The 14,429-nt window shown below is 56.9% G+C and carries 10 protein-coding genes and 2 pseudogenes; 10 read left to right on the top strand and 2 right to left on the bottom strand.

All coding sequences use genetic code 11. The annotated features are described in order from the left end of the window. Positions 1-452: 452 nt before the first annotated feature. The 3 genes and pseudogenes from ACZ9BB_RS07420 to ACZ9BB_RS07410 all read left to right on the top strand — a co-directional run. Positions 453-656 (top strand): annotated as a pseudogene (locus tag ACZ9BB_RS07420) (DUF6130 family protein); the annotation flags it as partial. Positions 657-1,305: 649 nt separating this feature from the next. After that, complete coding sequence (locus tag ACZ9BB_RS07415) at positions 1,306-2,190, top strand: DNA-processing protein DprA (RefSeq protein WP_476213185.1); 885 nt, start codon at positions 1,306-1,308, stop codon at positions 2,188-2,190. Next, entirely contained in the window at positions 2,187-2,870 is a 684-nt protein-coding gene (locus ACZ9BB_RS07410; RefSeq protein WP_476213184.1) for a hypothetical protein, read from the top strand. Before ACZ9BB_RS07415 ends, ACZ9BB_RS07410 begins: the two co-directional genes overlap by 4 nt. A 544-nt stretch (positions 2,871-3,414) precedes the next feature. Here the strand turns inward: ACZ9BB_RS07410 and ACZ9BB_RS07405 are convergent. Next, positions 3,415-3,801, bottom strand: coding sequence for an AAA domain-containing protein (locus ACZ9BB_RS07405; protein ID WP_476213183.1), 387 nt, complete (start codon positions 3,799-3,801; stop codon positions 3,415-3,417). 496 nt (positions 3,802-4,297) lie between these two features. Here ACZ9BB_RS07405 and ACZ9BB_RS07400 point away from each other — a divergent pair, with 496 nt between their 5' ends. The 7 genes from ACZ9BB_RS07400 to ACZ9BB_RS07370 all read left to right on the top strand — a co-directional run bounded on the left by ACZ9BB_RS07400 (position 4,298) and on the right by ACZ9BB_RS07370 (position 13,673). Further along, positions 4,298-4,435: a hypothetical protein gene (locus tag ACZ9BB_RS07400; protein ID WP_476213182.1), complete on the top strand. Its 138-nt coding sequence runs from the start codon at positions 4,298-4,300 to the stop codon at positions 4,433-4,435. Between the two features lie 310 nt (positions 4,436-4,745). Further along, entirely contained in the window at positions 4,746-5,495 is a 750-nt protein-coding gene (locus ACZ9BB_RS07395) for a DJ-1/PfpI family protein (protein ID WP_476213181.1), read from the top strand. A gap of 103 nt (positions 5,496-5,598) precedes the next feature. Next, a complete protein-coding gene (locus tag ACZ9BB_RS07390; protein WP_476213180.1) occupies positions 5,599-7,779 on the top strand; it encodes a multicopper oxidase family protein in 2,181 nt (726 codons plus the stop codon). A gap of 43 nt (positions 7,780-7,822) precedes the next feature. Then, positions 7,823-9,358, top strand: a complete 1,536-nt coding sequence (locus tag ACZ9BB_RS07385; RefSeq protein ID WP_476213179.1) for a tyrosinase family protein — start codon at positions 7,823-7,825, stop codon at positions 9,356-9,358. A gap of 94 nt (positions 9,359-9,452) precedes the next feature. Further along, entirely contained in the window at positions 9,453-10,916 is a 1,464-nt protein-coding gene (locus ACZ9BB_RS07380) for a tyrosinase family protein (protein WP_476213178.1), read from the top strand. An 11-nt stretch (positions 10,917-10,927) separates the two neighbouring features. Further along, positions 10,928-11,704 carry a copper chaperone gene (locus tag ACZ9BB_RS07375; protein ID WP_476213177.1) on the top strand — a complete coding sequence of 259 codons (777 nt, stop codon included), beginning with the start codon at positions 10,928-10,930 and terminating at the stop codon, positions 11,702-11,704. Next, positions 11,697-13,673, top strand: coding sequence for a hypothetical protein (locus tag ACZ9BB_RS07370; RefSeq protein ID WP_476213176.1), 1,977 nt, complete (start codon positions 11,697-11,699; stop codon positions 13,671-13,673). The genes ACZ9BB_RS07375 and ACZ9BB_RS07370 overlap by 8 nt, the downstream gene beginning before the upstream one ends. Positions 13,674-13,765: 92 nt before the next feature. On the opposite strand, the pseudogene ACZ9BB_RS07365 reads toward ACZ9BB_RS07370, so the two are convergent. After that, positions 13,766-14,226, bottom strand: a pseudogene (locus tag ACZ9BB_RS07365) (LysR substrate-binding domain-containing protein); the annotation flags it as partial. Between the last annotated feature and the right edge of the window lie 203 nt (positions 14,227-14,429).

Genomic DNA, 14,429 nt, shown 5'->3' with positions numbered 1-14,429 from the left:
CACTATACTGGCAGCGTTCACTTTCACAGATGCTGTTGCCTCGTTTGTTAACGCTCTTCCATCCATGGACTCGATGTTTATCATCACAATATCCTTCGCCAGCTCCAGCTGTGACATGGGCGTCCGCTTAAAAAGGCTAAAAATGGTGTCCACTTAAAAATTAGGTGGACACCATCGCCTTAAGCGATGGCATCAGGAAGGTGTGTTGCCCGGACGGTTACGCCGGACGCTTACCGATAGCTACCGGCTCCGTAGAGTCGGTAACACTTTCTGATTGAGATTCAGTGGCTGCGACTGTCAGCTTTACGCCCTGAGGAAATCAGTCAACCTAAATCAAGGTTCTTCAGGACCGGTGAACCGCGTTTCCTCAAGGCATTCAAATAGGTGGTTCCAACCGCGACATGCCCTGGTATTTGAAGAGTTGATCCGCCGCTTCACCGAAAGCTCGAATGACAGTACCAAAACTCATTGCCTATCCGCCGCTTGCCGAGCGCGCTCGCCCGCGGAGTTGTCATCATCCAGTATTGAACAGAGCACACCAGGATCATGCCAGTATTTGGCAAGGCGGCTGTTGAGGTATCACCACGTCTCGGTCACTTTACGTGACCGTCGACTGGGAAGGTACATGGACGCATACCAGTGAAGACCCGATTATCTAGGTCGGACTGAAGCCCGGCACTCACAAACGTCTTCTTGAAGTGGCCGACCTGACCTCCACCAACCGATTCGCGGGCGCATTTAGCCAGGGTGCGGGTAACCGTAATGTCGAATTGCAGCATCGGCACATGTCGGCACATGATAGACAGCACCACCGTGGGCTATATCGCCCTCGCCCAGCACTGCGATCAGGCCTTGCCCATCTCGGTACGACGTAAGTGAAGTGGAAGAGCACCCACTGACAATCAGCGTCGAAAGAATGCCCCCAACGGATGGATTTCGGCATCTGAGTCTCCTTACGCTCGACCGTGTGTGAAAACACTCTTCCTTTATCGGCCTTAGCTAGATGTGACCCTCGGCGTAGCTGCGAGAAAGCATCTCAATAGTCAATTCAATAACAATAGGTATGGCTATATGCCATCCTGAGCGTCTGAGAATCCGCAAGCGCCTAATGATTAGAGGCCCACGGCCTTAGCAATATGTCGAAGCATTACCAATGCGCGCTTACGATCTTGAGGTAGCGTTAGGATTGGTAAACACCTAAATTAGAGAGCTACTCAGACAGTAGACGCTGTAGATTGATACAATCAATGCTGCTCTCAAGTGGAGAGCCTATGGTTCAGAAAACAGATTTTTTGCGAGGCAACGATGAGCACATGGCTTGAGTCTTTAGCTCACAAGCCTGTTAACACAAGGGCTGAAATGGGTGCTTATGAGCACCTGTGGCGGCAACCGAAATCAACGACAAAGCGACTAGCTGAGCTCTTTGATTCGAATCCTGGGTGCCTACCATCAGATCTCGTGGATATGGAGAGCGCTCTCCAGGCCGCTGACGAGGTGATTGAAGAGTTGTCTAAACGCGGCGTCAGGCATTTCGGCGTCCGTGTGAACGGTACTCTCGATTATCCGGAACGCCTTCGCGACGCCAAAGACCCTGTGGAGATTTTGTACTTCATGGGCTCTTGGGAGCTAGCTGAAGCTCCTCACCGTGTTGCCGTGGTTGGGACTCGAAAGGTATCTCCCGAGGGTGCTGCCCGCACACGTCGTCTTGTTCGTGAGCTAGTAAAAAACGACTTCACGATTGTCTCTGGTCTAGCCCAAGGCGTGGACACCATCGCCCATACCACCGCAATTGAAGAAGGCGGACGGACCATCGCCGTAATTGGAACCCCCATCTCTGAGTCTTATCCAAAAGAGAATGCTGACCTTCAGAAGCTTATTGCTACGAATTACCTTTTGATAAGCCAAGTGCCTGTGCTTCGCTACATGGATCAAGGTCCTCAGTGGAATAGGCTTTTCTTTCCTGAGCGCAACAAAACCATGTCAGCGCTCACTGAAGCGACCATCATTGTAGAAGCAAGCCAAACATCAGGCACCTTGATTCAGGCAAAGGCTGCAATTGACCAAGGTCGCAAGGTATTTATACTAGAGAGCAACTTCCATAATTCTAAAATCACGTGGCCGGCCAGATTTGAAAAACTTGGGGCCATCCGTGTGCGTGAAACTGGAGACATTCTGCGAGAACTTCTATGAGTATGCCCTCTCGTTTAGCCGTAATAAGTGACTTGGAGCGCCCTGATCATTTTCACCTTAGAGACACAGATTATTGTTATTTTTGGGGTGAGTACACGCCATACGAGCATACGGATGGCAGAAAATGGAACTACTCCTCGACCAACCAACTGATCAGTAACTTAAAGAAAAAAATGGATCGCGCGGGCCAAGTGGACTGGCAGTATAAACAGCGCGCAATTGAAGAAGTTGCTTATGCACTGTCTCAAATGTGGCGCTGGGATGAGTTGCAAGCCTATAGCCCTGCGTTAATTCCGATGCCACCATCGAAAAGCAGATCTGATGCCATGTATGATCCTCGAATGGTCCAGATACTGCATTCGGTAGCCAAGAAAATTGGCATGGCACTCGACATACGCGACTGCTTGAGTTTCGACGGGAGCACCGGGGCAAGCCACGAAACTGACAACCGACCATCACCCGAAAGACTTTATCAAAGCCTCAGTATCGAAACAGCCCCAATTCAACGCGATCGGCGACCTGGTGTGATATTCATGTTTGATGACATGCTCACTACCGGAGCACATTTCATCGCCGCAGCAAGAAGAGTCAATGAGGTTTTTCCTGGTGTACAGGTCGTGGGAGTGTTTGTTGCTCGGCGCCGGGTGCCTAACCCAGTCGACGAGTTCGATGCGCTATAGAGTTAAAAATCTGTACAGAACGCGTAATGGATCTAATGTGCCGCAGATGTAAAATTATTTGGTTACAGACCCTGTAATTGCCTCTCTAAATTACGAATGCTAATCTCCCCCTCCGCTGTATCCGGTAGGTACCTGCCGTCCACACAGGCAAAACAATAGCACTCTCGTGACGGTCGAAATACCTAACCTACCCCGTCATGACACCTACCCTACCCTGAACTCGGCCAACGGCTGAACATAGCCTCCGCCGAACTTCTGGGTTTACGCTATTACTATGAAGCATTGGCAAGGAGGTGTGTGCAAGGATGTTTTGCACGTCACGATGTGCCCAACATTCATGCTGAAGTGGCTACCGGCAAGCCGTCGAGATCCTTCACATAGCGTCTATCCCGAGGACTTTGGCCTAAAATAAAGGACGCCAGCAGAGGCTGTGTGACTGGCCAGATAAACCTAAATCAGCGTTCACAATTTCTTGACTCATGCCCCCTATCTATAACTTTGCGCAGTCTGCCCCTAAGAAGTCAGGATTAGTAAGCCCTTTTTTCTATATTTTCGTCGCAAGTTCATCGTAACGGCAGAAAGCATTAGCAAGTTGCATCTGGCGGGGTGTTCGGCATTGAGCCTCAAACAAATTAGGAGACGCGACGAGTACACAAACACATTTTGCACGTGATGTAGCGACATTCAGTCGGTTTAGGCTGTAGAGAAACTCCATTCCACGCGGTGCATCGACATAGCTTGATGTTGTCATTGAGTAAATGACGATCGGCGCTTCCTGTCCTTGGAATTTGTCGACAGTTCCGATCCGAGCTCCCGAAATGCGATCCTGCAGCTCGAACACCTGCGCATTATAGGGAGCAATGGTTAGTATATCTTGAAGCGATATCAGTCGCTCAACACCATGCCTGTCGATCCAGGTCGTGCCTGACACAAGGATTTCCTTCACGAGCGTTCGAACGCAAATCAGCCTCTTCCGGCGATGAACTCTGATTGCCTTCAGAAAGGACTTCAACATAGCGGAGGCCTGAACCATTGAGGCGTCCGAGTGAGCGAATTGCTTGAACCTCCAATCCTGGGCGAGGATGAAGACGCCCCTCGTAGAATAGTTCGGACGTATAGGAGCAAATATCCGGATGAAGACGCCATGTCTCCGCAAGAAAAAGACCTCGGTCAGGCGCAATCGTCTGCTCTTCACCAAGAGAAAGAAACGGCACCTACGCGCGACTCTGGCAACATCAGAGCGGTGGTTTTCTGGGTGAGGACCAGAGACTGGACGAGGCGATGGATCGGACCTGAGCAGTGCGAACTGCATTTCAGGATGCGTCCCGCTCCCTTCCTCTACAGAACGATGCCGCCGAGCTGTATGAACCCTTGCCCGAAGAGCGCGGCATCAGCCTGACTATCAGTACAGTCAGGTCCCCGCGATCATGGCGGGCGACGCACAACTGCAGTTCGATGCCTTGTGCAACCTGCTCGACAACGCCATCAAATTTTCACTCGACCACCCTCAGGTGCGGCTGAGCGTGATCGCCGATCAGGACAGCGTCTGCATGACATGCGGCTGACGGTGAGCGATGCGTCGCCGGGTTGCCGGATATTGGCTGGGCAAGGCAACGCCGGCCATCGTCCGGCCTTGAAAAACGGTCGTCCGTGGATGCCCGCCAGCAGCGCCTGATACCACTCGGCAGATGCCCTGGAAAACGCCTTGCACGCAGAATAACGCCGACTATGCTCCCAACAGCTGTCCTACTGGCCATTGGCCTTAAGCGGCTAAACCTCCGGTTTTGCTGTCCGGGCCTCGCAATGCTGATTAGCAAGACGCTATGCACCTGACGACGCAATTGCGCTCGCCGCGGTGTTCCCCAGGAGGGAATCATGCCTGCACCAGGACAGTACTTGATCGCAATCGCGGTCTACGATGGCGTGGATTTGCTCGACGTCAGTGTTCCTTACGAGCTGTTCAACTGGATGGCTCAGATCGAGTCTTCGCAGAACCCTTCCGCCCCCACCCGCGTCGTGCGACTGATTTCCCTTGATGGGCCTTCCATTTCCACCCGGGACGGCATGACCATCGGTGGCGATTTGCCGATTTTCGATCAGCATTCCGAGCACATCAGTCTGCTGTGGATCCCTGGCGGTGACCCCGACGCCTTACAGCGTCTGATGAAAGATTCACACTGTATGACTTGGCTGTCGCAACGGGGCCAGGCCGCGCAATTTTCCGCCTCCGTCTGCGAGGGCGCCTTGCTCGCGGCCGCCGCCGGTTTGCTGGACGGTTACAACGCCACGACTCATTGGGCCTTCATCGCCTGCCTGAAACTCTTCACCCGTATCAACGTAGTGGATGGCTATCCGCGTTACGTCGTTGACGGGCAACGTATTACCGGTGGCGGCATTTCGTCAGGCCTGGATGAGGCCTTGAAAATTATCGCCCTGATCGCCGGGGAGATCGTTGCCCGGACGGTGCAGTTGAACATCCAGTACAACCCCGATCCGCCCTTCAACAGCGGTGACCCCTCCGTCGCCAGACCGCCGGTCTACACACGCGGCACCGCGCGCACCTGTGAATTCGATGGCATGGCAACGACCATCGCCGAAGTGCTCAAGCGCACAGGCCCCTCCTAACAGCGAGCGAGCAGCAACACTTCTCAAGTTGTTCAGTTGATCAAAGGACACGCGGCCATCGAGACCGTCGCAGACACTCGCGCAACAACGCAGGGAGAACAACATGGCTTCGCTTCACAGGGTTCTGGCCGGATTGATGATGTGTACAGCCTCCCACGCAGCGCTCGCCGACCTGGCAGCGCAGCCATTTCTGGCACCGCCCAGGCTTCTTGAAAAAGGCCAGCCCGGCACACTGAAAGCCACCGAGCTGGCCGTTCCACAAACGGGTTGCAACCCGGCGGGCGATATCACCCGCGACGGGCAAACCGTGGAACTCAATCTGCAAGTGCAGAAACGCGAAAACTACATGTACAACCCGGGCAATCCCGATGGCGCCAAGGACAAAGTGATGCTGCGTTCGTATGGCGGCTGCCTGTCGGGGCCACTCATCGACGTAAAGCCCGGCAACACCCTGCGGGTGCATCTGGACAATCAACTGGACAAGAACGACCCCAGCTGTCCTGGAGGACAGGATCCGGCAAATGGCAACCCCGGCTGCTTCAACACGATCAATCTGCACTATCACGGGATGCACGTCTCGCCAGCGGGCAACAGTGACAACGTGCTATTGAACATCGCGCCGCAAACAAAATTCGAATACGAGATCAACATCCCCACCGATCACCCATCCGGCACCTTCTGGTATCACGCGCACCGGCATGGTTCCACAGCGCTGCAGGTCGCCAGCGGCGCGGCCGGCGCCTTGATTGTGCGCGGCGACCGCCCCTACACCGGTGGCAAACCGGGCGACATCGACACCATACTCAAGGATGCCACTGGCAAACCCCTTGCCGAACAGGTCTTTCTGTTCCAGCAGATTCCCTACGCCTGCTTCGACGACCAGGGAGCGATTATCATGCAAAAGGATGGCACCTGGACGTGCCCCAGCGGCAAGACTGGCGTGGTGGAGAACTTCGACGAGCAGCTATCTTCGGCCACGGTATGGGATGAAAGCGGTCGGTTCACCAGCATTAATGGCGCGGTGCAACCAACCCTGCAGGGCATTGCCGCAGGAGAAATCCAGCGTTGGCGCTTCATTCACGGTGGCATTCACGACACCGTGAACCTGCAGATCGTGCCGATGAACACGACCAGCCCCAAAGCCACCCTCGCCCTCAAGGGCGTGCTTGGCGGTACACCGAAGGAACAGGAGGCATTGATCGCCGACCTGTGCCCGGTGACGGTGCCTGACTCCAGCAAACCGGTCGAGCTTGTCCCGCAATTCGAGATTGCCGCCGACGGGATCACACGCACGGCGATCCGCCCCATAGGCGTGAACAAGAAAAGCGTCAGCGGCGGCATCGGCAGCAACTTTCTGCAACCCGGCTATCGCAGTGACGTGCTGCTGATGTTCCCCCGTGACGGCACCTACTGCGTGCTGAACCAGGCGGCAACGCCCGCAGAACGCGCCAATGCCGGGCCTCACGGTGGCCCCGGCGGCCAGGGCCCGAACGAAATCCAATTGCTGGCGACGGTCATAGTCTCTGGCGGAAAAGTCGTGACCGACGATCCGCAGCGTTATATCCAGCAAGCGCTCTACGACGGCAACAAATCAGACTCATCGCTGCCGGCCGAGGCCCTGCAGGGACTGCTTGCAGGCAACCTTAAGCCCTGGCGCGGGATGGACGATCTCAAGGATGCAGTGGTCAACGACGACATTCAGAAGGTCGACTTTTTCATTGGCAATCCGCCATTCCCGCCCTCGCCTCCAGCGACCCCACCGTCGAAACCGGGAGAACCGTGGAAAGGTGCGTTCGGTTTTTTCATCAACTACAAATCCTATGACCCGGACCGTGTCGACTTCACTCGCCAGGTCAATACCACCGATGACTGGGTGCTGACCTCCCAGGGCGAACCCCACATCTTTCACATTCACGTCAACCCGTTCCAGGTGATGGATGTGCTGTACGCCAAGCCTGGCGAGAAACCCAAAAGCATCTACGGCCCGAATGGCGAGTGCCTGGTGCCGGCGGACGAACTGGGCCTGCAAAACCAGTACTGCGGGATGTGGCACGAGTTCAAGGACACCCTCTTCGTGCAGAACGACTATCAGGTACTGGTGCGCACACATTACGACCGTTACATCGGCGAGTTCGTCATCCATTGCCACATCCTCGACCACGAAGACGGCGGCATGATGACCAATATCCGGATCGTCCCGGACCTCAATGCCGCGGGCGGCGGCATTGGCATGGCCGGCATGAAGCACGCTGCGAATCAACCGTCGGATACCCATCAGCATTGATGGGTCATCCCTTTGCACGAAAACTCACGACAAGGAGTCGGGCATGACAACTACATCGACATCAACGCCGGTCACCAACCCCACCTGGTATGGGCAGATCCGTGACATGTTCACCACCCAGGACCAGCAGCACATGGCCGCGCAAGGCCTGGACCTGGCCAGCTACGAGGCTGTGGTGAATCACGCCGGTGACATCTATCAACAGGTTGCGGTGGGGAACATGCCACCGGGTCGGCCTTGGTCCCCTGACTGGGTGAGCACCTTCCTCAACTGGATGAACAACGGCTATCCAAAAGGCGTCCCTGTCACCAGCGCCAACGAAGTGGAGTTCGATGCACGATCGCTGTCCATTGCAGCGGCCCCGGCCGGCAGGATTCGCAAGGACATCACCATGCTGTCGAGCACTGAACTCAACCTTCTCAAAAAGGCGTTTTCCGGCATCGTGGCCAAGGATCCGGGCGACCCGAACAGCTATTTCGTCCAGGCCGGCTACCACTGGTTTCCGGCCCCCAATACTTACTGCATGCACCATGTCCCGGGCTACAACCCGTGGCACCGGGCGTATCTGGTCAGTTTCGAAAACGCCCTGAGATCGGTCCCCGGCTGCGAAAGCGTGACGCTGCCCTACTGGGATATCACCACGCCTTTCCCCGAAGTGCTCAAAAGCGCGCCCTTCGACACTTACGTGCTGCCGCAAGCGATCAGCCCGGACTATCCCGAAGGCTACGTCACCTCACGTTTTGACTACGACACGATTGCCCAGAACCTGCTGAAGTACGGTGTAACCGATGACGTGAACCGGGCCATGAGCAAGACCGACTGGGAAGACTTCCACGGCTACTGGTCGGACGCCAACTACAACACCATCATCGCGGCCCATGATGCCGGCCATAACTCCATCGGCCTGACCATGAGCGCCCAGGAAGTCGCGGCGTTCGACCCGGTGTTCTGGTTCTTCCACTGCAACTGGGACAGGTTGTTCTGGGAATGGCAGAAAAAGATACTGGCCACCGACCTGCATGGTTTGCTGACCACCATCAACCAGGACACGGACCTCTTGAGTTATCAGATCTTCAACGAAGCGACGCTCCAGTCCCTGAACCCGTTCACCAACAGCCCGCCGGAGTTGAACACGCTGGCGATCATCGACTCGGTCGCACAACTCGACATTGACTACGGTCCTCCTGCGACAGCCTCGAACGTCGACTTCCTGCCCAAGACCCAGCGCACGCTCGCCGCCAACAAACGCTTCACGGTCGAGGCCGGTCGGGTCAACGTGCGGGTCAGCGGTATCAATCGCCTGAAGATTCCCGGCAGCTTCTCGGTACACCTGCAGAAAGACGGAAAGACGATCGCATCCAGAGCGCTGTTTCAACCGGTGGCGGTTCAAACCTGCGCCAACTGCGTGACCAACGCCATAACCCACTTCGACTTCGAGCTGCCGCTGGCCGATGTGCTAGGCGGCAAGCTGAGTGTCTGGGTGGAGCCGGTGGACAAGAGTTTTGTCGGCGACCGCTTCCCGCAGAAATTGATGGGCAATCCCGTTATCGATGTGCAGCTATTGCTACAAACGGATTAGCGCCGTTGCTGGACCCAGGGCGCCGGACCCTACGTGATGAGGGCCGGCGCTGACGTTGGGCAGACATCACCTAACAAAAATGGAGCAAAGGATCATGACCGCTTCTCGCCAGGATGTTGCAACACTGGGTTCCGGATGGAACAAGACATTACTGAACTACGCACTGGCCATGCGAGCGCTGGACGAACAGCCGATAGAGGATCGCAATAGCTGGAAATTTCTCGGGGCCATGCATGGATTCCATCCCCAATTATGGATCAACGAGCGTTTGATCAAACCAGGCGCCCCGATTCCAGCGGATTTGACCAACAACACATTTGGCAATCAGTGCCAGCACGGCAGCTGGTATTTCGTTTCCTGGCACCGTGCCTATCTGTTTGCGTTCGAGAGCATCGTCGCCGCCAAGGTGAAGGAACTGACGGGCGACGACTGGGCGCTTCCCTATTGGAACTACCTCAACAGCAACAACCCGAAAGCGTTGTATCTGCCAGATGCCTTTGTGGCAAAAACAATGCCCGACGGCAGCCCGAACCCTCTGTGCAAATACCCTCGCCGCCCCGGAATCACCCAATTACAGCCTCACGGCGGGTTCAGCCTTGATGCGATGGACGAGAACGACTTTACCGTAGGCAATGGGACCCTGGGCTTCGGCGGTGGGATCACTGGCAATTTCGTCCAGTTCGACGGAATTGCCGGCGAGTTGGAAGTCAACCCGCACAACACGGTCCATGGCCTCGTCGGGGGCTATATGGGGAATGCCTTGCTCGCGGGCCTTGACCCGATCTTCTGGCTCCACCATTGCAATATCGACCGGCTATGGGAAGCGTGGATGAACACGCCAGGCAAGACGATGGTCAAGGATCCGCAGTGGTCCAACGGCCCGGCAGACCGTAGCTTCATCATGCCAGTACCCGCTGATAACGCACCTGGAGTAACGTTCACCAGTAAGGACACGTTGAAGGGTGGCAAATTTTATCGGCCCTACGATGATTTGGTCAGCGGTACGGGTGTAACGCCGGGAGCGATTGCTGTGGCACGGGTCAATATGGGTTCGCCCACTCAACAAACCGTTCAGCCCATTGGCGCCAATACAACGGCCGTCAAGGTCGGGGGTGCATCGGTCGACACCCACATCGATCTCGAACCGACAGCCGCCGCCAAGAGCATGGCCACCATGGGTGCGAAGACGCCAGGCAAGGAAGTAGCCCGGCTCTATCTTTCCCTGGAGTCTGTGCGCGGGTCCGCACCATCACCTCTTCTGGATGTGTACGTCAACCTGCCCGACGGTGCCGACCCGGCACTGAATGCTGACCGACTGGCCGGCAGCCTCACGCTTTTCGGACTCAACGTCGCCTCGCAAACGGACGGCCACCACGCCGGTACCGGGCTGGGCTATACCATCGACATCACCGACCTGGCCCAGCGACTGACGGACGCCGGCGACTTCGATCCGAATCATCTGCGGGTAACGCTTGTACCTGGAGAGCAAATATCGGATGAAGAACCGGTAACGGTCGAACGCATCAGCGTTCTCAAGCGAAGTGGTGTCGTGAGCTGAGGATCGACATCATGCGACCAGGCCTGGTTCTACGCAGCTTCACTTACGCTCCCTGGCCATTGCTTCTGGCCACGGCGGGGCTCGGCCTGGCGTTGTCCGTCTACAACGATGTCAGTACCGAAGGCCCGGCATTTTGTGTGGCAGTGAATGGCCTGTCGATCATGACCAGTTGGCCAGTTGCGCTGCAAGCGGAGCTGGCATTGAACCCACTTCACCGAATCCTGGCGAGTTGGTTCCTGATGCTGCTGGCCATGATGCCGCCCCTGTTGGCGATGCCGCTCATGCATGTTTGGCGCTCCAGCCTGCCCAGCAGGCGAATACGGGCGTCAGTCACGTTTCTACTCGGCTACTGCGCGTTATGGATGGCCGTCGGCCCGCTACTGTCGGCTCTGGCATTGCTGCTGCAGATCACTGCGGGGAAAAGCGCGCTGGTCGTGGCAATACTCATCGCCATGCTATGGCGTGCGGGTCCGTGGCACCGCGCGGCGCTCATTCGTGGCCATCAGCCACGGCGAATCGGCCTGTTCGGCTGGACCGCCGACAGGGACTGTCTGGCCTTCGGCATGACCCACGGCCTGTTTTGCATTGTTTCTTGCTGGGCATGGATGTTGGTGCCGCTGGTCAGCGGGGCCTGGCACATTCCGGTGATGGTGCTGGCGGGCGCCATCATGCTGGCTGAACGGCTCACGCCTCCGGGTCCTCGGCGCGGGTACTGGCCGCTGTTTTTTTCTCCTGTCCACCTTTACACCCTCCTCACCAAACCCAACAAGGAGCGTCGTCATGGTTAGGCGTGCATGTCTGGCAATCGGAGTGAGTACGGTAACGACGGCCACGAACCCGGGGCTGAGCTTCTCCTACCTGGACGGTGCCATACTCGCCGCCCGTTCGATCGGTGAGTGGGCCCTGCGTTCGGGCTTCGGTGCCGACAATGTAAGAGTCGTCGACGACGGTGATACCAAGGGCGTCGTGAATCCGGTTACGAAAGCACGTGTTCAGCAGGCCGTCGATGAGTTGTTTCCCGCAGGCGCGGAGGTCGTTGACCAATTGATCCTGGCCTTTTGCGGCCATGGACTGACCGGTCCGGTTTTCGACTCGATCTACTGGCTGTTCAGCGACTCGTTACTTCAGAAATACCAAGTCATGGCCGACGGCTTCTATGGGGAGTTGCTGCTGCACGGCGTCAAGCACATCACACTCATAAGCGACGCCTGCCGCGAAGCGCCCCAGGGTCTGGAGTTGCTGCGACTGGATCCCGTACGCGGGATCGTTGTGCAGGGCTCTCAAGTGGACAGCCCTCAATTTGATCGCCTGGTGTCCTGCCAGGACGGAAAACTCGGCTATATGGTCTATGACCCGGCGGCGGCTGCACCGGGCAAGTGCGTGTTTTCCGGTGTCATCGCGGATGCGCTCTGGGGCCTGGAACCGACCGCCATTGAAAACGGGGTGATCACGACCGCAACGCTGGGTAAATGCGTTCGTGCGCGTACCACCGAGCGTGCAAACACCTACCACCTCAAGCTCAACCCGCAATGCCGGGTCGATGTAGAGTCGATCGTGCTCTACGACACCAACACCCCATTGCAAGGCCCTGCCGATCTACAACCCTGGCCTGCCGGAAGCAATGTGGCGAAACTGGGCGCAGAGGCAGCAGTGGGCGTACCGGATTCCGCCGATCATCTCCTTGAACGGGTACAAACCGACGGTCTGTTCCGGGATCGCATACTCGGCAAGAGTTTCGGTCTCAAACGTTTCAACCTGACGGCTCCCGAAAGTCATGCCATTCCCATTCCCGCAGACAGCAAAGATCTGCTGAAGGATCTGGTTGAGCTGCGGCAAGCGGACAATCCCACGCCCGGTAAACAACAAATGGCCAAGGCGCTGGTTAAACAACTTGAATCCGACGCTGCCGCCAGCGAGGTTCGGGGCCGATTGGAGCAAATCAAACAGGTGGGGAGCGCGAACCTGATCGTCTGGGGCGATCAGGTCAACATCCTGCCTGCCAATCGGGTCAGGCAATCAGTGCTCAACGCCCCGTTCAATGAATTTCACGTTGATAGCGATGCCAACGGCACACCTGTTCTGGTGGAACTGAGCGACGGGCAATTTACCCCGGTTGTGCCTTATGACGGTTTGTATACGGTGGTCACATCCAGCACCGGAGGAAACGTTTTCCAGGCCTATGGGGTTCAAGGCTCTCCCGATAGGTACCAGGTCGCTTTGCAGGCCATTGACGACTTCGTAGCAGGCCGACTGCAAGTCGACAGTCTTGACCGATTGGCCGCCGACCTGCGGCACGAAAAACATGCCGATCCGATGCTGGGCGTCATCTGCGCCTATCTCTATCGAGCGGTGGCCGACTACGACAACATCCGTCGCATGGCTTACTTCTATGTCATCCAAGGCCAGGCTGTACCCTATGACATCGCACTTCTCGGGGCGATGCAGGTGTCACGAAACGAACAGGGCAATCTACGACTGAGTGTGCCAGCGGTGAAGGCACGCGAGTCGCGACAGAACGCGCCATCACTCCCCGACTACGCCATACAGGCAACTCCTGCCGTTCAAGCCTGCATTGGCGGTCGGTGCCCATGGCTCGGACTGGGCTGGGACTATGTCAACGATCCTCGGCCGGAGTGGGCCGTGCTTGTCGAGGGGCTTGCTGAACATGCAGCGAATGTTCGACGCAGCGGATCGACAACGTTGCCTAAGGATTCTGCACAACAACTTGCAAAGGACTGGGGTCTGCTGCCGGGTTGATCGGCTGACGGCCACATGACTCACAACCTCGCTCGTTCGGATCACCTCTGGCCTGAGAACTGACAGGGCTCAGAGGTAAATCCGCAACCGCCTCAACCCACCGCCCGCAACCATTCAAGCAAATCCGTTTCCAGGCTGCCGGGCTTGGGAGGTGTGGCGACAGCAAGCAATAATGTGAGCCGTCTTCAACAAACCCTGATGACGCGACCAGCACGCCGCTCTGGATATCGTCGCGAACCAGATGCCACGGCCCCATGGCCACCCCCAGACCGGCGACCGCGGCCTGAATGCTGAAATAGAAGTGTTCGAAAGACTGCCTCTCCGTCGCTGGGACCGGCTGCCCTGTTGCGGCAGCCCATTCCTGCCAGGCGGTGGGTCGGCTGGTCGTTTGCAGCAGAGGGGCCGTGGCGCGCAGGCATTTCCCTCGTTCATCGAACCACTGATCGACTTTATCCGGCCGACATACCGGCCCGACCTTCTCGGCAAGTAACGTCTCGGCGTGGTAACCGGGGGGCCGGGGAAAATCGTCTCGCCGTATGGCCAGGTCTATCCCGAGTCGGTGAACCCGGATCTGTCGTATGCCGAGGCCGAGAAAAAGTTCACGAGGGAAAATCGGCCCTCCTCATTGATTTACCGCTTGGCTAAACCGGCAGAAGTGGCCAATGTTGTGGCGTTCCTGGCCAGCGAACGTGCGGGTGATCAACGGCGCGGCAATCCGCGCAGAAGGCGGGACGGTTCAACCATCGCTTGATCAGG

Source organism: Pseudomonas sp. TE3552 (assembly GCF_056278945.1).
This window is presented reverse-complemented; position numbering and strand designations above follow the sequence as displayed.